Source organism: Labrys okinawensis (genome assembly GCF_047345005.1).
Taxonomy (GTDB): domain Bacteria; phylum Pseudomonadota; class Alphaproteobacteria; order Rhizobiales; family Labraceae; genus Labrys; species Labrys okinawensis.
The window spans coordinates 2,969,310-2,989,825 of record NZ_CP178864.1 but is presented as its reverse complement, the minus strand read 5'-3'; the positions used below and the strand labels follow the sequence as shown (position 1 = coordinate 2,989,825).

Annotated in this window: 12 protein-coding genes, 1 tRNA gene and 2 pseudogenes; 5 read left to right on the top strand and 10 right to left on the bottom strand. The window is 62.3% G+C overall.

Annotation, left to right across the window (positions count from 1 at the left end; genetic code table 11):
- Positions 1–77 precede the first annotated feature (77 nt).
- The 4 genes from ACMDCR_RS13875 to ACMDCR_RS13860 all read right to left on the bottom strand — a co-directional run bounded on the left by ACMDCR_RS13875 (position 78) and on the right by ACMDCR_RS13860 (position 5,476).
- Positions 78–1,463, bottom strand: coding sequence for an aldehyde dehydrogenase family protein (locus ACMDCR_RS13875; protein ID WP_413993087.1), 1,386 nt, complete (start codon positions 1,461–1,463; stop codon positions 78–80).
- Positions 1,464–1,570: 107 nt separating this feature from the next.
- Positions 1,571–2,944 carry a glutamine synthetase family protein gene (locus tag ACMDCR_RS13870; RefSeq protein WP_413993086.1) on the bottom strand — a complete coding sequence of 458 codons (1,374 nt, stop codon included), beginning with the start codon at positions 2,942–2,944 and terminating at the stop codon, positions 1,571–1,573.
- A gap of 91 nt (positions 2,945–3,035) precedes the next feature.
- Positions 3,036–4,625, bottom strand: coding sequence for an amino acid permease (locus ACMDCR_RS13865; protein ID WP_413993085.1), 1,590 nt, complete (start codon positions 4,623–4,625; stop codon positions 3,036–3,038).
- A gap of 80 nt (positions 4,626–4,705) precedes the next feature.
- A complete protein-coding gene (locus ACMDCR_RS13860) occupies positions 4,706–5,476 on the bottom strand; it encodes an N-formylglutamate amidohydrolase (protein WP_413993084.1) in 771 nt (256 codons plus the stop codon).
- 120 nt (positions 5,477–5,596) lie between these two features.
- On the opposite strand from ACMDCR_RS13860, the gene ACMDCR_RS13855 reads away from it, so the two are divergent.
- Positions 5,597–6,469 carry a MurR/RpiR family transcriptional regulator gene (locus ACMDCR_RS13855; protein ID WP_413993083.1) on the top strand — a complete coding sequence of 291 codons (873 nt, stop codon included), beginning with the start codon at positions 5,597–5,599 and terminating at the stop codon, positions 6,467–6,469.
- Between the two features lie 90 nt (positions 6,470–6,559).
- On the opposite strand, the gene pbpC is transcribed toward ACMDCR_RS13855, so the two are convergent.
- Together pbpC and ACMDCR_RS13845 are read right to left on the bottom strand one after the other, a co-directional pair.
- Positions 6,560–8,665, bottom strand: coding sequence for a penicillin-binding protein 1C (gene pbpC / locus ACMDCR_RS13850; protein ID WP_413993082.1), 2,106 nt, complete (start codon positions 8,663–8,665; stop codon positions 6,560–6,562).
- A gap of 233 nt (positions 8,666–8,898) precedes the next feature.
- Positions 8,899–14,136 carry an MG2 domain-containing protein gene (locus ACMDCR_RS13845; RefSeq protein WP_413993081.1) on the bottom strand — a complete coding sequence of 1,746 codons (5,238 nt, stop codon included), beginning with the start codon at positions 14,134–14,136 and terminating at the stop codon, positions 8,899–8,901.
- A 288-nt stretch (positions 14,137–14,424) separates the two neighbouring features.
- On the opposite strand from ACMDCR_RS13845, the gene ACMDCR_RS13840 reads away from it, so the two are divergent.
- Positions 14,425–14,500, top strand: a tRNA-Phe gene (locus ACMDCR_RS13840).
- A gap of 66 nt (positions 14,501–14,566) precedes the next feature.
- A pseudogene (locus tag ACMDCR_RS13835) lies at positions 14,567–14,767 on the top strand (hypothetical protein); the annotation flags it as partial.
- A gap of 180 nt (positions 14,768–14,947) precedes the next feature.
- Here the strand turns inward: ACMDCR_RS13835 and ACMDCR_RS13830 are convergent.
- Entirely contained in the window at positions 14,948–15,214 is a 267-nt protein-coding gene (locus ACMDCR_RS13830) for a hypothetical protein (protein WP_413993830.1), read from the bottom strand.
- Positions 15,215–15,760: 546 nt separating this feature from the next.
- Positions 15,761–16,018, bottom strand: a complete 258-nt coding sequence (locus tag ACMDCR_RS13825; protein ID WP_413993080.1) for a hypothetical protein — start codon at positions 16,016–16,018, stop codon at positions 15,761–15,763.
- A 318-nt stretch (positions 16,019–16,336) separates the two neighbouring features.
- Between ACMDCR_RS13825 and ACMDCR_RS13820 the strand changes: the two genes are divergently transcribed.
- Together ACMDCR_RS13820 and ACMDCR_RS13815 are read left to right on the top strand one after the other, a co-directional pair.
- On the top strand, positions 16,337–17,056 hold the full coding sequence (locus tag ACMDCR_RS13820; RefSeq protein ID WP_413993079.1) for an outer membrane protein: 720 nt from the start codon (positions 16,337–16,339) through the stop codon (positions 17,054–17,056).
- Between the two features lie 1,948 nt (positions 17,057–19,004).
- Positions 19,005–19,391, top strand: a complete 387-nt coding sequence (locus ACMDCR_RS13815; RefSeq protein ID WP_413993078.1) for a hypothetical protein — start codon at positions 19,005–19,007, stop codon at positions 19,389–19,391.
- Between the two features lie 142 nt (positions 19,392–19,533).
- Here ACMDCR_RS13815 and ACMDCR_RS13810 read toward each other — a convergent pair.
- Positions 19,534–19,737, bottom strand: a pseudogene (locus ACMDCR_RS13810) (DUF1214 domain-containing protein); the annotation flags it as partial.
- 41 nt (positions 19,738–19,778) lie between these two features.
- Complete coding sequence (locus ACMDCR_RS13805) at positions 19,779–20,030, bottom strand: hypothetical protein (protein WP_413993077.1); 252 nt, start codon at positions 20,028–20,030, stop codon at positions 19,779–19,781.
- Positions 20,031–20,516: the final 486 nt, after the last annotated feature.

Genomic DNA, 20,516 nt, shown 5'->3' with positions numbered 1-20,516 from the left:
TTGTAACGGTAGCCTGCCCTTCCTTGAAACGCCGCGGTTCCAAAGGCAGGCAGGGATGCCTGCGATCCCAGGAAGGATCAGATCGTCCTCAGATGATAGCTCTTGGGCTGCGTCAGTGACTCATAGCCCAGGCGGGAGAGGCCCGTGCCACGGCCGGTGTCCTTCACGCCCGTCCAGGTCAGGCCGGGATCGAGATAGTCGCAGCGGTTCATGAACACGGTGCCGGTCTCGATCTCGCCACCGATACGCTCCGCTGCGTCGAGATCCTGCGACCAGATCGCCGCGGTGAGGCCGTAGGGCGAGTCGTTCATCAGCTTGATCGCCTCCTCGTCGGAACTCACCTTCATGATGCCGACGACCGGGCCGAAGCTCTCCTCCATCATCACCGACATCGAGTGATCGACCCGGGTGAGGACCTGCGGAGCGAGATAGGCGGTGTTGCCGACATCGGCTCCATATCTGGTGGTGTCGATATGGGCCTTGGCGCCCTTGGCGATCGCTTCGACGGTCTGCTTCCTCACCCAACCGGCAAAGCGAACATTGGCCATCGGGCCCAGCGTGGTCTTCTCATCCAGCGGATTGCCCAGCACGTACTGGCTGGTGAGCGCGGTGAAGCCATCGACGAAGCGGTCATAATGGCTCTCATGCACATAGATGCGCTCGATGCCACAGCAGCACTGGCCGGAATTGTAGAAGGCGCCGTCGACGAGATTCTCGATGGCATGCTCGACATTGGCATCAGCCCTTACGTAGGCCGGATCCTTGCCGCCAAGTTCGAGGCCAAGTGACATGAAAGTGCCGGCTGCCGCCCGCTCGATCGCCTGACCACCGGCGACGGAGCCCGTGAAATTGGTGTGGTCGACCAGCCCCTTGGAGAGCATGTCGCTGGTCTGTTCATGGGTGAGCACCAGGTTCTGGAACACGCCCTTGGGCAGGCCCGCCGCGTCCATCGCTTTCTGGAAGCGCTCGCCCACCAGGATGGTCTGCGCGGCATGTTTGAGGATCACGGCATTGCCGGCGATCAGGGCGGGCGCGACGGTGTTCACCGCCGTCATGAAAGGATAGTTCCAGGGCGCCACCACGAAGACCACGCCAAGCGGCTCGCGCTTGATCATGCGCTTGAAACCGGGCCGGTCGTCATCGGGGATGGTGGGCGCCAGACTATCGCCGGCGATGCGTACCATGTAGCGCACCCGCTCCTCGAAGCCACGGAACTCGCCGCCATAGCGCACCGGCCGGCCCATTTGCTGCGCAAGCTCGGGCACGACCTCCTGGTTCATGCCCAGCATGATGTCGAGGAACTTCAGCACGTACGCGCTGCGCTCTTCGATGGAGAGCTTGCGCCATTCCCTCTGGGCCGCGCGGGCGGCCTTAAGCGCGCTGTCGATCTCGGCGGCGCTCGCGGCCGGACGACGCACCAGCTCCTTGCCGTCGATGGGAGAAATACAGACGATATCGGACATGTTTGGGAACCTTGGTAGGACCGGGTGCACGGGCATCCTGCCCGTTCTTCCTTTTCGCCGATGGCACCGGAGCAAGAACGGGCAGGATGCCCGTGCACCCGGAATATCTATATGATCTCGAAATAGCGCTCCAGCTGCCAGTCTGAGATGGTACGGCGGAACTCGCGCTCCTCCCATTCCCGCGTGGCGGCATAGTGCTCGACAAAGGCATCGCCAAACAAGGAGCGCGCTGCCTTGGACGCCTTGAGGCGCTGGGCGGCTTCCCACAGGCTGCGCGGCAAGTGGCGAACCTTGGGGAACTTCTTGTCATAGGCGGATCCCTGCACCGGCGCGTCCGGCTCGATCCTGTTTTCGATGCCCCACAGGCCCGAACCGATGGCCGCCGCCAGGGCGATATAGGGATTGATGTCGGCCGCCGCCACGCGATACTCGACCCGCTGCGACTTTTCCGAGCCCGGAATGACGCGCAGCGCGCAAGTGCGGTTCTCCACGCCCCAGCTCGCGTCGGTCGGCGCCCAGAAGCCGGGGATGAGGCGGGTGTAGGAATTCACCGTGCAGGCGATCATCGCCAGCAATTCCGGCATCAGCGCCTGCTGGCCGCCGACATACCAGCGCATCTCGTCCGACATCTGATGAGGCTTCGCCTTGTCGTAAAACGCGCCCTTGCCCGATTTAAGGCTGGTGAGCGAGGAATGCAGATGGCCGGATTGTCCGGGCCAGTCATGCGACCACTTGGCCATGAAGGTCGTCATCCAGCCACGCTTCTGGGCGAGGATCTTGGTGAAAGTCTTGAACAGGGCCGCCTTGTCGGCCATGGCCAGGGCCTCATCCACCCTCAGGGCCGCCTCGAGCACGCCCGGGCCTGTTTCGGTATGGAGACCCTCGATCTCCATGTCCATCTCGCGGCACATCTCCAGGAGATCCTGATAGAATTCGGCGTGTACGCCGGCGCGCAGCATGGAATAGCCGAAGAAACCGGGCGTGATGTTCTTGAGATTGCGGTACCGCTTCTCGCGCACGCTGTCCGGCGTCTCGTCGAAGACGAAGAATTCGAACTCAGCCGCAGCCGAAACCTTGTAGCCCATGTCGGCGGCGCGGGAGAGCACGCGGCGCAGCGTGCCGCGCGGGCAATAGGCTTCGGCCTCGCCGGCGAACTCGCCGATGAAGAGCGGAATGCCGTTCTCGAAGGGGATGGTGCGCATCGTCTCCGGCGCGAACCGAGCCTCCGCATCGCGGTAGCCGTTGTGCCAGCCGGCGAAGGAGGTGTTGTCGTAGAGCTGGTCGTTGGAGTCCCAGCCGAGCACCACATTGCAGAAGCCGAAGCCCTTTTCGAGCGAGCTTTCGAACTTGTCGCGAGCCATATATTTGCCGCGAAAGACGCCGTCGATATCGAAGACGCCGACCTTTACGTCCGCAAAGCCCTTCTCACGCACATACGCAATCGCTTCGGCTGCATTCTTGGGTCTCGCTGGGGCTGCCATAGTCCGCCTGTTCCCGACTGTCTGGAGTGTTCGTGAAGCTGCAATGAAAAGGCCGGCCCCGGCACAAAGCGGAGCCGGCCAGTTGCTACCGTCAAGCCGTCTCGCCGACGGCCTTTTCGGCCTGCGCGATTTCGCTGGCACGCCTGGCGATGTCGGCCCCGATCGGCGGCCCCTTGAAGCGCCGCGCCTCGACGCCGAACCACAGCACCAGGAGAAGCACCACGAGGCCGATGGCGTAGTTGATCAGGATGTCGAAGGGCGGCTGGATGCCGGCATACATCAGGACCAGAACACCAAGAACCGCGATGATACCGAGTGGTTTCGACCAGACGCCAAGGCGGAACGGGCCGAATTCCGTCCAGGTCTTGCCTTCGGCGAGCAGGCCTGCCGCAATCGGCATGGCGTAGGAGACATAGAGGAACAAAGCGCACCCGGCCGCCAGCGCCGCGAAAGCGGGTGAGTAAAGCGTCGCCGCGACCGAGAGAACTGCGCCGAGCCAGATGGCGGCAACGGGCGTACGCCAGGTCGGGCTCACACCCTTCCAGACCGAGGAACCGGGCAAGCCGCCATCACGCGCAAAGGCGTAGATCATGCGCGAGGTCGAGGTCAGTCCGGCCAGGGCGCAGATGAAGTTGGCAATCACGATGCCGATGGCCAGGATATCCTTGAGGATGCCGGGCGCCGGAAGATTGCTGAACAGGTTGAACCAGGCGGCGGCGCCATCCTTGGCCGTCTGGGCAAGATCCGGGCTGGCCATCACGAAGGACACGGCCATCGCGAGACCGAAGACCAGCGACCAGAATACCGAATGGATCATGCCGCGCGGCACCGCCACGCGAGCATTCTGCGTTTCCTCGGAAGTATGAGCCGAAGCGTCGAAACCCGTGATCGTATAAAGCGGGTAGAGCAGGCCGATGAGGAAGGCGATGATCACAGGGCGCGGCGAGGGAACATAGCCACCGCCAGGATCACCCGTGGTATTGACGAAAGTGGTGATGCGGGAGAAATCCCAGTGGCCGCCCCAGATCAGGAATGTCGCCGTCAGAACCACGGCGACGACCAGGATGAGATAGCCGGAGAAGTCGGTCAGCAGCGTGGTGAGCTTGATGCCGAAATGGTTGATCAGGGCCTGGACAATGGTGATCAGGGACACGGCAACAACCTGCGTATAGTAGGCCGAGCTGTTGATGGCAGCAGCCTGATCAGCGGTCATTCCGCTGGGTAGAGGATCGCTCACGGCCGTCCAGTTGGTAACGTCGACATGGAAGACGCCGGCAAGGACGAGATCCCGGAACAACTGCCACACGCCGACGTTGACCGACGCGACGACGAAGATCAGGCCGAGCAGGTTGATCCAGGCCGTGGCCCAGCCCCAACCGCGTCCACCAAGGATCGACGACCAGTGATAGAGGCCGCCGGCCGTTGGATAGGCCGACCCGATCTGGCCAAGACAAGCCGCGACAACAAGCGCGAAGACGCCACCGACGACCCAGCCGATGGTGGCCTCGAAGCCAAGGCCCGTACCCATGGCGAGCGGGAACGACGTGATGCCGCCGGCCAGGATGCAGATGATGGAGAAGGAGATGGCGAAGTTGGAAAATCCGCCCATGCGGCGTGCCAACTCCTGTGCGTAGCCCATGGAATGGAGGACCTTTACGTCCTCGTCAGTCGATCCACTCATTGTAAGTCCCCCGACTTATCGTTTTGTGAGGATGGGTAGTATCTTTCAGATCGTTACGTCCCTGGCCGGTTAGCCAGCTCTCATTTTTGAGGGATTCCCTCCTGAAATGCGATGCCTTTGAGAATGGAGGCAAGTTTTGTGCCCCACGCTGCTTCCTGCTTCGGTGTCCTAAGGAGATCGTTGCGGATCTCCACCATGACGCTCGCCAGCCCCTGGCTCTGGCCGTGGCGATCGAGCGTGTGGTAGACCCGGTCGCCGGGACTGTAGGGCTCGTTGGCGCCGACGACGATGGCGGCATCGCGGCGCAGCGCGGCCAGCATCGGGGCAGACAGGCTCTCGTCGCGATCGAACAGGATGCCGATATGCCAGGGGCGCTCCGCGCCATTATATACCGGTGTGAAACTGTGGATACCGATAACAGCGACAGGCCCCTTCGCTCGCTTGGCGGCCACCACGGCTGCAACACCGGCATGGAAAGGCTCGTAGATGTCTCTCACGCGCGCCTGGCGCTCCTCAGGCGAAAGCCCGGCATTGCCGGGAATGACCGTATCTTCGCTCTTGGCCGTGATGGCGTCAAATACGGAAGGATCACGGTTGCAGTCGATCAACAGGCGGCTGACCGCACAGGAGACCAGCGGCGAATCGAGCTCCCGCGCCAGCACGCGCGCTACACCGAGCGCGCCGGGATCCCAGGCGATATGGCGCTGCAGTTCGGTCTCCGGCAAACCGAGATTGCCGAAGCGTGCCGGTATGAAGTTGGAGGCATGCTCGCAGACGATGACATAGGGGCCGGCCCCGTCGGCATTGTCGACGACAGCGATGGCAGCCATCTCAGTAAGAGAGTCTAACATTCGTTACGTCCGGCCAAGAACTTGAAGACTGTGTTATAGTGAGTACAGCATCGCCCGACTTGTCAATTACGAAAATAACCGCCAACCTCGGTTTCGTACCTTTTGAGACGGAGCCGCGCGATGATGACAGAGCCGGATCAGGTGACCGCCACAGGCGACGAGACCCTCGCGACGCTGATCCGCAGCCGGCTTGGTGACCTAACGCCAACCGAGCGGCGGGCCGCTCACGTGCTCTTGTCGAACTATCCCTTTGCAGGCCTTGAAACTGTTGCACAATTTGCCGCTCGGGCCGGCGTTTCGGCGCCCTCGATCCTGCGGTTTATCGCCCGTCTCGGCTTCGGCGCCTATGCCGACTTCCAGCGCCATCTGAAGGAGGAACTGGAGGCACAGCTGCAGTCTCCACTGATGAAGCGATCGCAGGAGGCCGCCAGCGCCACCCCGCTTTCGAGCTTCGCCGCGGCCGTGCTGGCCAATGTCAAGCAGACTTTCGAATCGGTCGCGCCCGCTGAATTCGAAGCAATTCTTGCCATCATGACGGATACCAAGCGGCGGCTTCACATCGTGGGCGGCCGCCTCACCGAGGCGATCGCGCTCTATGCGGTGCGGCACCTGCGGGTGATCCGCCCGGATGTGACGCTGGTCGAGGGCCAGGCCGCAACATGGCGCGACCAGGTGATCGATTTCGGCAAGCGCGACGTGCTCATCGTCTTCGATATCCGCCGCTACCAGGACGACATCATCCTGCTCGCGCAGGAAGCGGCCGAGCGCGGAGCCACCATCGTGCTCTTCACCGACCAGTGGCTCTCGCCCATCGCCCGGCTTGCCCGCCACGTGATCTCGGCACGGACCGCGGCGCCTTCGAACTGGGATTCGAATACTGCCATCCTGGCAGTGGTGGAAGCCCTCATCGCCGGCGCGACGAAGTCGCTGTGGGAGCTGTCGAGGGCGCGAATGGAAGCGCTGGAGATGCTGCGCAAAGGCGGCCCGCGGTAATGCGGGGAGCGCGGACATCCTGCCCGCCCCTTCCTTTTCCGCGGGCGCATCGTTTCCAAGAGGTGGACGAGGACGTCCGCGCTCCCAGCGTCATTCCAGCCTGATCTGCACGCTGGCAGTGTGCCCCTTCGCGTCGATCACCGAAAGCCGCGCAAAGCCCTTGCCGGGATTGTCCCACACCGCCTCGCGCCGCTCTTCGCCGATGGCGATCGGCAGGCCGTCGGCGAGCCAGGTGAAGGGCGGTGCGCCGCCCATGGCCTTGAGGGCGAGCGTGGCATCGGGCTCGCCCGACGAGATGTCCACGCGCGCGCCATCAGGCGGGAAGGAAATCGCCAGCGGCGCATCCCCCGGGCCGGAGGTCGCAACTTCCGGCAAGCTGCCAGGGCGGAAGCGCTGCAGGGCGGGCGGCAGGTCCGCGGTACGGGCGAAGACCACACCGGGCGGCGGCGGCAGCAGCGGTGTGCGCTTCTCGCTGATGCGCTGGAAGGCGTCGAACAGGATCGGCGCCGCTGCCTTGCGGCCGATGAGATCCGACACCGGCGCGCCATCCGGCCGGCCGACCCAGACCGCAACCGTGTTGGCGCCGTCATAGCCCACCGCCCAGGCATCACGATAGCCATAGGACGTGCCGGTCTTGTAGGCGATCTTCCCCGCGATGGCGTTCTCCGGCGGCGGTGCGCCGATCAGCACATTGCCGACCTGCCAGGCCGCCGCCTGCTCGAAGAGGCGGTGAGGCTGCACGGCAAGAGCCCGGTCCTGCGGCCGCCAGATCAAGGGCAGCGCCTCGCCGTCGCGCGCGAGTGCGAGATAGAGCGTGGCGAGATCGGTGAGCTTCACCCCTGCCCCGCCCAGGCCCACGGCAAGGCCAGGCGCGGCATCGACGGGCAGTTCCGGCTCGGCGCCGGCGTTCTTCAGGCGTGCGATCAACCGGGTCGGCCCCACGGAATTCAACAGCATCACCGCCGGCACGTTGAGCGACTGCTGCAGAGCGCGGCGCATGGTCACCGTGCCCTGGAATGCATCGTCGAAATTCTCGGGCTTGTAGATGCCGAAGCGGGCCGGCCTGTCGTCGACCAGCGTCTCGGGATGGGCCAGGCCGTCTTCGAAGGCGAGGCCATAGATGAAGGGCTTCAGCGTGGAACCGGGCGAACGCAGGCTTTCGGCCAGATCGATCTGGCCGGCTCGCGCCTTGTCGAAATAGCCGACGCCCCCGACGTGCGCGCGCACCTCGCCGGTGGCGTTGTCGACGGCGATGATCGCGACCGAGACGCCGCCGCCGAGCGCTGTGGCGCGCTCGCGCGCCAGGTTCTCGAGCTGCTCCTGCAGGAAGCGGGAGATCGTGGTCGTCTCGATGAGGCTGGCCTTCTGTGCCCTAGCCTGATCCTGGCGGGCGAAGCGTTCCGCCACATGGGCGGCGAGGATCGGGAAGAGCCTGCGACCCTGGGGTGCGGCTTCAAGGGAAGCGGCCTTGGCCTGGTCCGCATTGATGACGCCCTTGCCTGCGAGCAGGGTCAGCACCCGATTACGCGCCGCCTTGGCCACCGCCGGCGACCGGTCGGGCCGGCGCGTCTCGGGCGCCTGCGGCAAGGCGACCAGCATGGCCGCCTCGGCCGTCGACAAGCGCTTGGGCTCCTTGCCGAAATAGGCGAGCGAGGCGGCCCGTGCACCCTCGAGATTGCCGCCATAAGGCGCCAGCGCGAGATAAAGTTGCAGGATCTGCTCCTTGCTGAGCCGGCTCTCGATCTGGACCGCCCGGATCATCTCGGCGGCCTTGTCGGCAAATGTACGGCTCGGGCGCGGCTCCAGGAGGCGCGCAACCTGCATGGTCAGGGTCGAACCGCCTGAAACGATGTGGCCATGGCGCAGCATCTGCCAGCTCGCGCGCAGCAAGGCCACCGGATCGACGCCGTGATGGGAGTAGAAGCGCTTGTCCTCATAGGCAACCAGCATCGAGATGTAGCGCCGGTCTACCTCCTCGGGCTTGGCAGGCAGGCGCCAGTACCCATCCGCCGTGGTGAAAGGGCGCAGCAACCTGCCATCGCGATCCACCACCAGGGGGGAATAGGTGATGGCCTCGCCCAGAGGTACCGGGCCGAGACGGCGAAGGGCCTCGGAGAGCGCGAAGCCGCCAGCATTCACGACAATGATCGCCGTGAAAAAGAGAGCACAGAGGATGTGGGTGCGGCGAGTGGTCATGGAGCAGAGCTTCGAAAACCAGCGAGGCGAAACGGCGTCATTCCGGCCGGAGCGATCCCCACAAGCATGCCTGCAAGTGGGAACGCCGGATCCCATGAACTCAATCCTCGAAGGACAGCGTTCACGGATTCCGGGTCTCCACTCACAAGCAAAAGCTTGTGAGGATACGGTCGCCCGGAATGACGCCTCATCCGGGAAGCGACAAGACCGTTGCCCATGGTCCCTCTATCCCCTCACCTTTCCGTGACGCTCATCGTCGTTGTTGCCAGCGTGGCATTCCGATCGGGCTGGTACATGTCTTCCACGGTGCTCCCAGGCAGCGTGTAATGGCCGGGGGCGATGGCCCGGACGATATAGGCAACCTTCATCGCCTGATCCGTGAACGCGGCGACGAAACGGTCGTCGCGGAACTCGGAATGGGTCACGTCGGTGAGGTCCTTCAGCCAGGACAGGCTGCCGGTCTCGCCCGTTGCGACCAGGTTCGGGTTCTCGATCTCGAAGCCGGCGGGCAGCCGGTCGACGAGAAGGAAATTGCCGGTCTGGTCGTCACCGGGGCGGCCGGCACTCAGCACCACCACGAGACGGGTGTTCTGCTGTACCCGGGTGGGATCCGCGGGCTTGCCGTCCAGCGTGAAGTAGTCACGTGTGAGGTTCATGCCATTGGAGGATTGAGGCTCTGGCACGGTGGGCGAACCGGAGACCGCCACCACCGCCTGCAACTGGGTCGCGCTTGGATTCTTGACCGTATGGGGCGCCGCCAGCGCGCCACCGCGATAGACCTTGTAGAACGCGCCCTGCTGCGCCGAGCCATCGACATTGAGCTCGATCGAGCGGGCCTGGTCGACCACGGAACGGGCCGCCAGCACCATCCAGGTCATCTCCTGGGTCGAGCTGTAGCGCGTCTTGGCACGGGCGTCGGTGATGACCTGCAGCGCCGACCTGATCACCGGCGCTCCTGCCCCGCTATCGCCAGCCAGCGCTACCATGGCGGCCGCGTCGCGCAGCGGTGAGCCATAATTCCGATAGCCCGAGACGGTCCCGGCAGCTTCAGCCTGAAGGGCCTCGGCGGCCGAGGCAAAGGCCTCGTTGGCACGCGGCTTGTCGCCGAGCATGCCGAGCGCAGCCGCGATCTGCGCCCGCGCCATCGCTGTGCCGAATTGGCCGATTTTCGTGTCGGCGAAATATTTCAGATCACCGGCCGGCGCCCGGCCGGCCCGAGCCAGGGTATAGAGCGCATAGGCGATATCCTCGCCCTTGCCCTCTTCCACCTCTGGCGCGTTGCCGACGCGGTTCCGCAGATAGTCGACCGCCTGGTTGAGCGCCTGCTCGGGCACTGCGAAGCCCTTCTCGCGGGCCCGCAGCAGGAAGTCGGTGACATAGGCGGAGAGCCAGAGTTCGCCGCTGTCGGCGCTCCACAGGCCGAAGGCGCCATTGGAGTCCTGGCGGGCAAGCAGGCGCTGCACCGTATCGGCCAGGCGGTCCTTCACGGTGCCGTCGAGGTCGAGATTGTTGCCGCCGAGCTCGGCGAGATAGAGCAAGGGCAGCGCACGGCTGACGAGCTGTTCCGAGCAGCCATAGGGATAGCGGTCGAGATCGCGCATCAGGCTGGGCACGTCGAGTGCCGAATAGGGCCCGACGGACAGTGAGACTGCCCCGGTGCCCGGCACCATCTCCGCCACCAGATCCGAGTTCACCGTGATGGCGCCGCCATTGGCCGCGACGTTCTGCACAACTCGGCGCGTCACCGGCGGATTGGCCGGCAGCACACCCAGCGTGAAGCTCTGGTCGATGGCGACATTGCCTGGCCCGGCGAGCGAAGCCACCAGCCTGGCCGTGCCGACACCGGTTGCGGTGATGGGAATATTCACCGGCGTGCGCGAGCCGACCGGCCCGATCTTCACCGTCTGGTAGAGTGCAGCCGGAGCGGCGCCGATGGGGCCGTCGACGTTCACGGCAAGTGTGTAGTCGCCCGGCGCCGCCTCGGCATTGACGAGGTCGAGCCGGAAGCGTGACTGGTCGCCCGAGCCCAGAAAGCGCGGCAGCGTGCCCGAAATCACCACCGGATCGCGCGCGATGACGTCAGCTGAGGCATGGCCGACCTTGGTTGGCGTCCAGGCGACCGCCATCACGCGTACAGTGCCGTTGAAGGCCGGGATGTCGAAATTGACTTCCGCCGTGCCGTCGGAGGCGACCTCGACAATGCCGGAGAACAGGGCAAGTGGCGCCTGGGTGGGAGGCGGGCTGTTGAAATTGGCGCCCTCGTCGCCACCGGTGCGTATGTGCCCGCGCACGCCCTCCATGCCGTCGATGAGCTGGCCATAGATGTCATGCAGCTCGGCCGAGAGGCGCTTCTGGTTGTAGTAGTAGCTCTCCGGTTCAGGCGGCTTGTAACCGGTAAGGTTCAGGATGCCGACATCCACGGCCGCCAAGGTGACATAGGCCTTCTCGCCGCTCAGGCCTTCGATCTTCACCGGCACCTTGAGAGGCTGGCGCGGCTTCATCGTGTCCACTGGCGAGAGCGAGACCTTCAGGGTGCGCTCGTTGCGGTCGATGCCGAACCAGGCGAGGCCTATGGCTCGCGTGGGCATGCGCTTGGCCTCAACGTCCATGGGGCGGAAATGAGTGACGACGACATAGGCGCCGGTGCCCCAATCCTTGCCGACGGTGACGGGAACCGTCGTACCGTTCGCTGGCACATCGATCAGCTGCGAGGAAAGGAGCTTCTCGCCCACCACCTGCACCGAGGCCTTGCCGGCGAAGCGCGCATCGATTTTCACCTGCAGCGTATCGCCGGATTTCACGCTGGAGCGGTCGAGCGCCACCGGCAGCATGTCGGGCGTATCGGCCTTCTCGCTGGTGTAATAGCCGGCGTAGAAGCTCGAGGAGGCGGACGCGAGCCCATCGGCTGCGATCTCGAGGCGGTACTGGCCCCACTGCACCGGCGCGGCGATCTGCACCGGCTTGTCGGCGAGGAGATCGACCGTGCCGCCGCCCACCTTGCGGGCCGTGGTCACGGCTTCATAGTTCCAGCGATTGTCGGACTTGTACCATTGATAGGTCGTGCTCAGGCGCTTGAGCGTCCAGGTCGCGCCCTTGGCGGCCACTTGGTCGCCCTGGGGGTCGACCGCAATGGCTTCGAACAGAGCCTGCTGGCCCTCCGGCACCGTGCCGTCGTCGAAGCGTGGCTTCAGGCCGAGCATCGCGCCAGCGGAGGCGATCGGCAGCGAGGTGGTGCGCACCACGCCACGACCGCCGCCTTCCTTCATGCGGATGGTGAAGTTGGCCTTCAAGGGCCGGGTAGTGGTCGGCAACTGGGGCAGCGGCACGGTGAAGTCGGCATGGCCCTTGTCGTCGGTCTGGGCGAGATCGTCGATGGTGTTCTGTACCGCATCGACGCTTTCATCCGTCAGACCGAAGGCATAGTCCTTCCATTGCGGGAAAGGCTGGTCGTCGACCGATACGGAGACATCGCCTTCGATGTCCAGGCCCGCGGCGGGCGCACCGAAGAGATAGCGCCCATCCACTTTCAGGCTGGCGCCGCTGGTGCGGTCGATACGCGTGCCATTGGCGGTGAGATCGAACTCGATACGGTCAGGCACATAGTCTTCCACCAGGAAGGTGGTCTCGCCCACCGGCGCGCCCTTGGGATCGGTATAGGCCTGAACGCGCCAGGTGCCGCTGGCGGCCGAGGAGATGACCGGGACATCCGAAGTTCGCCCGCCGGCGCCCTGGTCGTTCAGCACGGTGCGCGAATATTCGACGCCATCCGGGCGCTGCACCACCAGGGTGACCGGGACATTGCCGAGCGAATTGGCGTTGCCGTCGCGCAGCAGCACAGCGGCATGCACGGTCTCGCCGCGACGGTACACGCCGCGCTCGACATAGACGAAGGCATCGGCCGCGCCGGGCGGATCACGCCCGGTGACGCCGCGATCCGTGAGGTCGAAGGCCTGCTGCGAGAGATCGATGAAGGCGTAGTCCTGCTTGTCGTCGGAGGCGACGACAAGCGCCGGCTCCTGGCCATCCGTGCCCTTGGTCAGGCCGGCGTCGAACCAGGCCGAGCCATCGGCGCCCGTCTTCACGGTTCCGAGGATCTCGTTGTCACGGGCGATCAGGCGCACGGTGACATTGGCGAGCGCCTCGGCGGTCGCGATCGAGCGCAGGAAGACGTGCAGTCCGTCCTTGCCTTTCAGCGTGGAGAGGCCGAGGTCGGAAACCACGAACCATTGGGTTGCGAGCTGGCCGGAATCCTCATCATCCTTGTCGCTGCTCACCTCGCCTGCCTGGGCCGTCATCACATAGAGACCCGGCTCGATCTTGCCGAGCGCCTCATCCACCGGGAAGGCAGTGGTTACGTCCTCGTTCGGCGGGGTCGCCAGGTCCATCGTGCCTTCCCAGACCTTCTGGCCCTTGCTGCGGGCAAGCTCGCTGGCCTGCGAGCCATAGATCTGGTCGAGGAAGCTCGAATCGGCCACGGCCGAGAGCAGGCTGCGGTCGCCCACGCGATAGAGCTTCAGCTTGGCCTGCTTGGAGTTGACAGAAGCCAGCGGGATGCCGTTCTGGCCGGTGCGCGGCAGCACATAGGACTTGCCGACGAACTGCACCGAAGGCGCGCGGTCGCGCACATAGAATTCGTAATCGGCATCCTTGAGAAGACTCTCGTCCACCGCCGAGGGCAGGCCCTGGCGCACGGTGACCTTGTAGCTTCCGCCGTGCTTGAGACCCTCTACGCAAAGCTTGGTGCCATCGACAGTCACAGCCGAGACCGGACCGGGATCTTCGGTGAAATATTGCGCGAAATCGCTGACCGAGTTGGAGAGCGGATCGGAGAACTGGAAGCATACCCGTGGCTGCGGCGCATCGCTTTCCACCGTGTAGTCCGTGATGCGGAAGCCATGCTCCTTGCGCACCTGCTCATAGGTATCGCGGATCGTGGCGTCCTCGACGAGGTCGAGGCTGGCCCGGTAGGCGGTCAGGGCCGGGCGCCAGTCCTCGCGCTTGACGAGGGCCTGCGCCACGTCGTTCAGGGCGGCAGCCTTGTCCTGCGTGGTCGAAGCGAGCTGATAGGCGCGGATCGAGGCGCCGAGCGCCTTGTAGGGCAGCTCATAGCCGTCCTGGCTGTTGAAGGGCTCGGCGACGAGAAGGAGATCGGCAAGCTGCTTCCAGGACGCGAAATCATTGGGCCTGAGCGCCAGCACCTGCTCCACCGCCACTGCCGTGTTGCGGGCATTGTCGGCCTGCTCCGCTGCCTGCAGTTCCTGCTGCACCTGCGGCAGGCCCTTCTTCATGGTCTTGGCGAGCTTGGCGAGCGTGTCCTTGTAGTTGTCGGCCGCATAGGAATAGCTCTCGGCCTGGAACGGCGGCGCCGCATGAGCCGGAATGGCAGTCTGCCAACCCAGCAAAGCGAGCACAATCATGAGTTGTACAAAATACCGAACGGCGCCGTTGATGCGTGCTGTCTCGCCAAGCATGCTGCCAATCCTCATTCACGCCAAAGCCTTGCCCACGCTAGCACCCCCGCGTGACACGCAAGCGGCACATCCAGGCTCGCAAGGCCCTCCCTGCCGTCACACTAAGAGCGGGCCGGGCCGGCCGCAATGAGGATTTATCAAGTTCTTGCCGCCTGTTCCGCCCGTAACACCTTGGCGCAGCAGCCACTTTGACAGCCCTGTCACTTTTTTGGCGACAGGGCTGGACAACCCCAGAACCCATAGCTATAAGCCGCCGTCTCGCGTCGGCCCCGGCTGACTCGACCGGATGCCTAGGTAGCTCAGTTGGTAGAGCATGCGACTGAAAATCGCAGTGTCGGTGGTTCGATTCCGCCCCTAGGCACCATGCGCCTGTTCACAGGTGTTTGTATTCATCCAAAATCGCTATAAAGATCAACGCTTAAGCGCCAAAATGGGCTCTAAAGCGTGCATTCGTGTTCGCCGTTGTCCGCTGGTATTCACGCAAAATGTTGGTGCGATTGCTGGGATGCGCCAATACCAACAATTTCGCGTGCCAACAGCGGCTAGAGAAATGTCCTTGACAGACGTGGCAGCGCGTAACGCCAAGCCAGGTGAGAAGCTGAGGAAGCTTTCCGACGGCGGCGGCCTTCAGCTATTCATTCAGCCTAAGGGAGGCAAGCTCTGGCGGCTTGCCTACCGCTTAGATGGCAAGCTGAGCTGCTGCCCTAGGGTGGCGGCTTTTTCGTGCGGGGACGACCAAGGAGTGGCCTCGCGAGTGGGACTACAGGCCTGCGAGGCTGAACTCCTTATCGCCGCCGATCGCGAACTCCGTTCACTTTCCGCCTTCGACCTCAATGTAAACTTCAATTGGATCGATGACAGTGTCCTCTGCCTTTGCTGCAGCGGCCTCTGGCGTACTGAGCAGCGCCTGCATTTTGGCAAGGTCCACGTCTTCAGCGACGATAGAAACGCCCTTTCCGCCGGCATGCTTGAAGATACGATAGCTTGAACAGAAATTAGGAAACAGCCGCTCGCGGTTGTTGGCCTTGAGCCACTGTTCGATATCGCCCACGGCGTGGGTCACTACTACAGCCGTCATCGTGTCCTCCCGATACTTATGTTGGCCACAAGCTGGAACAGCCTCAGCCTGGTCACAGTAACACGGCAGCGCAGATCGAGTGCTGTATTCCTTGCTCAGCAAACCCCGGAACAGGGAACCCGTGGCCGGCTCATGCAATCACTCGCGCGACGGGCTGTCAGTCATGGGAAATGCGCCATCTCCCAGAAGTCCCCTCTGGATTTGTCACCCAAGGACCGCCGGTAGGGAGACGACCTCAGCCTAGTCCGGGAGCGCATCGAGCTTGACCCCTCGGTGCGCTCCCACCATCTCACAGATGGATCAAGGGCACCGGGGCCACAGCCAGGGGGCATGGAAGGCTCGCCCTGTTGATGGAGCGCCTTCTGGTTTTGGCGGAACGATTGCCCATTGCGATCCGACTAATGGGTTCCTGGCCTCCCTGCGAGTTTCCAGCTCAAGCGTATGCTGGCCCGCTACGACCTGCTGACGGTTCACCAATTCGTGCCGTTGCATGAGGCCAAGCGATTGGTGGCGGAAGCCTGACCACTGCCGGCTAGCTATATAGCGCTACTTTGTCAGACGCTTTGCGACGAGCGAGCATCCCTCGAAGTCATGCTCATCAAAGCATTCTTCGGCCGCCGCATAGGGCGGCCCGTCAAACCATCCCTCTGCTTCGGCGTCCGCCTGAGCAAGGGTGTGGCCGTCTGAGGTAGAAACCTTGTCGAGGCGGATGGCAGAAATCGTCCTAGTGCCGACGTCGGTGCAACGCCACTTGCCCGCTTCAGTGTAGAATTCCAGGCCAATAGTGAAATCACAGAACTCCATTGCCGCCCCCTCCCCATTGTATCAGCGATCTGTTGCGTTCCATGATCGCGTTACAGATCGAGACTGGGCCGACTGATTAGCTTGTCAAGCGCGGCGTCCTCGGTGCAACCTTCCACTCGCCGGCGCGTTCGATCTCCTGCAGCGGATTGACATTCTCGCGGCGACCTCTGGACCAACTTAACCCCGCTCCTCGGCGGAATTATCCTCGATCGGGTCGCCGATCGTGCACATTGAGTGTCACTGTTGCGGTGGCGCTACAGCATTTTTCCAGTAAATCGCCTAGCCAGAGGTTGTGGTATGTTCTTCTGGGGTGCCGTCGTGAAAAAGCTGCTTCTTGCCGTTTCCGTAGTTGCATTGACTGTCACTTCCGCCTTTGCTGCCGATCTCGCTCCGGCGCCCGTTGAACCGGCGGCTCCCGCCTACATTCCCTATAGCTGGACTGGCTTTTATCTCGGTGCCCAGGCTGGATACGGCTGGTCGAACAGTGACCTGACCTTCATCAATCCCGATGGCAGCCTGGCCGGCAAGTCGTCGGCGAACGGCGACGGCGCCTTCGGCGGTGGCTTTGCCGGCTATAACTACCAGTTCGACGGTGGCTTCGTAATCGGTGCAGAAGCCGATATAAACGGCGGTGAAATCAAGTCTGGCCGGGAAGCAATTATTGTTCCCGGCTTTGGCGTAGCTCCCGCAAACTCAGCTTTCTCGAAGATGGACTGGTTCGGGTCCGCACGTCTGCGGCTAGGCTATGCATTCGATCGCTTTCTACCCTTCGTGACAGGCGGTTATGCATTTGGCGATCAAAAGGCTGGCTTCACCGGTATAACCGCGGCATCCACCAGCGATACGCTGTCGGGCTGGACCGTTGGTGCAGGCCTCGAATACGCCATAACGGACCATATCCTTGCCCGCGTTGAATATCGCTATAGCGACTACGGAAGCAAGCGGGCGGGCGTCGTGACCAATGTTGGGACCACCGGATTCATCGATCGTGATTTCAAAACGAACGATGTCCGCGTCGGCGTCAGCTACAAGTTCTGATCCTCCCAAGGGGTCGTTTGACGGAGCCCGGCCATGTGCCGGGCTTTTTTGTGCAGTCGCCGGATATCGGCTCGGGCTGCGTGTGAGATCGAAGAGCTAGGATCTATGGTACATCGGGCAGCATTCAGTCTGCGAGCGCCGTGGAGCGAGGCGAAGGCGCTGCAGCGGCCGTTGCCGGATGACGCGCTGGTGGTTGTGGAGCGGTTGCAGAAGTCAGATGCAAAAGTCCCGCTTTAATTGGAAGATTTGCAAAAAATCGGTCGGAATATGAATCACGAATTGTTAGTGATCAAAGTTCTTCTCATTCTGATATTCGCTCTCCAGCTTGCTACTTCAGTAATCGGAACAAAACTCGGTATTTTGCGAAGTCCCTCCAGGTAATTGTCGCGGAGATCGGTTATCAAATGCGTCGATTTTTGGGCCGCTGGCTGCATTCATTTCGTGCCCCCGCGCCCTCGGTTTCCAAGCTCTCGATAACTCCAGCCAACAGACGCATGCGGAGTGACTTAAATTTCTGCGCAGGGATAACGGCGACGAAGGATCAGATCGAGCGAAGTACCGGTCGTCGCTTTGACATGACGATCGAAGATGGATGGGGGGAAACTTGGTTTCTACCAGGTGAGATAGATTTCGATGGCGAGATCTATGTCTATCTCCTCTTTGAGAGCCATGATCGGACGTTCATCGAGGTGGGCTGGGATGGTGGTGTGACACGCGAGGTCGTAATCAAGTTTTTGAAACAAACTGGGTTAGATCAATACCCGTATATAATTGCGCCCCACTTGTGAGAGCAGGCATTCGCTGCCCACCTCGCAGACACCCACTCGGTTGGCGCGAGAATGGGCTGTTTGGCCTGCACCCGATGGACCCGTTGGCGCGCTATGATGTGATGGGGCTGGTTTGGATCATTCAGGTAAGGACCTTGACAACCCTACCGCAGAATGCGCCGATCTCGGCGCGAGGAAGTGGTGGCGGGTTTTCGTGCGGCTCAAAGCCTAGTAGGTCGAGATTAATTAGTAGTCGACGGAGATCATGATGAAGCTCATCACAGTGCTCGGCATCGCCATCTTCTTGGCTGGCTGTGCGTACTTTCAGAAGCCCACGCCGGACCATCTATCGCCACCACCTGGCATCGGGGCGCCGGCCGCAGCCCAATAGATATATTCCAAACACGTCGAAAGCGCCCCTCTAGCCCGAAGGTCAGAGGGGCGCAGTGCTTGTGAGTCGCGTCAACGAGGGGTCCTCAGGTGATTATTCACAGCGGTAGAAAGCAACGACCGCCGTGCACCTAGCGACCACCTTTGCATTTGTTGGTACAGCCGTTGGTAACTTATCAACGGGCAAAATTTATTCTTCTTTAGTTTCAATTTATTAGTTGAAAAATTGGTTGCCACCCCTAGGCACCACCGCCAAGATCGGCAACATTCTCTGGCGCTCAGAATTCATCTAGAATCAAAGATTTAGCTAGGACGTGCGCTCGGCACGTTTCGTCGTCGTATGTCTGCGGCCGCGCCACGCGGTGGTATCGGAAAGGGATGCTGCCAAGATGCGGTGGTACACGGTACCACCGCTGGGGTCACCATGCCGCTTGGCAGCCATCGAACAATTGTTTTGGCCTAGTCGGAAGCAAGAGGATGGTCGCCCCACGGCGCGACGCCGGCCTTCCGCAATGAATTCAGCAAGTGATCGACGTTCTCTGGCCGCGCCACGCGAATTGATATTTCCTGGCGGAGGTTCGCAAGCAGTTTTGGTGCGTGCATCTACAACCAATCCCGCTCGCGTGCTGCTTCAACGGCCTCGCAATCACAGCCACATTCAAGGGCCACCGGCTGTCGGATTCTCCACTACACGGACCGGGCGGCGCGACGTATTACTTTGATCAGCACCTGTAATCGCTGCAGCAGGCCCCAATTGATGGTATATATTATCGAACGCAGAGGAGAAAGCGATGCGCAAGCAGATCCTGTTGTCACTGCTTCCCGTCATTATGCTGCAAGCCGCCCACGCGGATGTGCGCCACGAGAGCTTTCCTACTGAACTTCAGGGCGTGTGGGCCCCCAACGCCGAGGCTTGTCAGTCGGACAACACCCGTTTCACGATAAACGAGAAAACCGTTCAGGGGCCAAAGATCACCTGCGCCGTTGATTACGTCGTGGAGAGGGCCGTGCCCAACGGCACCGACTATTCCGGCCGCGGATCGTGCTCAAATCGAAGCAATCCCGACGACAAAAGCTTCATGAACCTGATCATACAGTTGCACAACAACGGTCAAGCCTCGATCGGCATGACCTTGGACAGCGTGGCCGAATATCAACATTGCACGAGCGGCCAGTGAGGCGATGCAAACGATTTGTTTGGTTCTGAAAACGCGAAACAGGGATGAAGCAAGAAAGCACGCAGACCACAAGTGTCAGGTCTTGCCCAATCCCTATAATGATCGCCTTTAGCCCCAACCGTCGGGTTGCCCGCGCTTCAATCTATTGACCCGGCAAAGTCGGGAACTGCGGGATGCGTGTGACAGGCGGCGGCTTCCACTTGCCGGTGAGCGCCTCCGCCTTCGGACCGTAGAGGCGCATCGTCAGGTTGAACGGGCCCCTTGGCGTCGGAAGCCAGTTGGATTCCCGATCTTTACCAGGGCCTTCGTTCTGGAAATACAGATCAAGCGACCCGTCAGTATTGTAGGCAACAAGCCGGGGCACGGGACAGCGCGAATGTATCTGCACTAATACCGATACACCGGGCCGTAATAGCGCGGCCGATAGTAGTAGCGCGGTCTGTAATAATACGGGCGCGGCGCGTAATAGACCGGCGGCGGTGGCGCATAATATTCAGGGGTGTAGCGATATCCGGGCGCGCCATAAGGTGCGCTGTTCGGGACGCAGTGACCATAGCTCATGTAATAGCCACGGGCGCAGCCATCCTCGATCGTCTGGACAAGGCCGTTATCGGTGGAACCACTCGGGGCAATGGGCATTGCCAGAGTCGGGCCGCCTACCAGGCCCATGGATGCAACAAAAACAGCAGTAACGAGGGATTTCATCACGCATTCCTCCAACCGGACACACGCAGTTTAACACGCTTGGCGTGTATTCGTTCCTGCTCCCACCGCGCCCTATTCGGCCACGACGCTCAGATAGGGCCGGACCTGATGCCTGATCGCATCCTATGTCTCGGGGCTGATCATGCCGTCTGACAGGTAGAAGGAAGTCATCCGGGCGTACTGAGTGGCGGATTCCGCCGAGGGTGAAGCTTCGAAAAGCTCCCGGGCTTCGTCGAGCGTGCTTGGCACATCATCCGGCATAGGGCCTCCGATCGGTTGGACACCTGCCTGTCGACAGGCAGCCTCATGGCACGCGCCAACGATGGCAGGCGCTGGGCCCGGCTGCAACATGTCAGCGCTGTCGTCCCGCGGCAGTTCCGAACGGTCGAAGACCGCGCCAGGTACCTGGAACCGCAATAT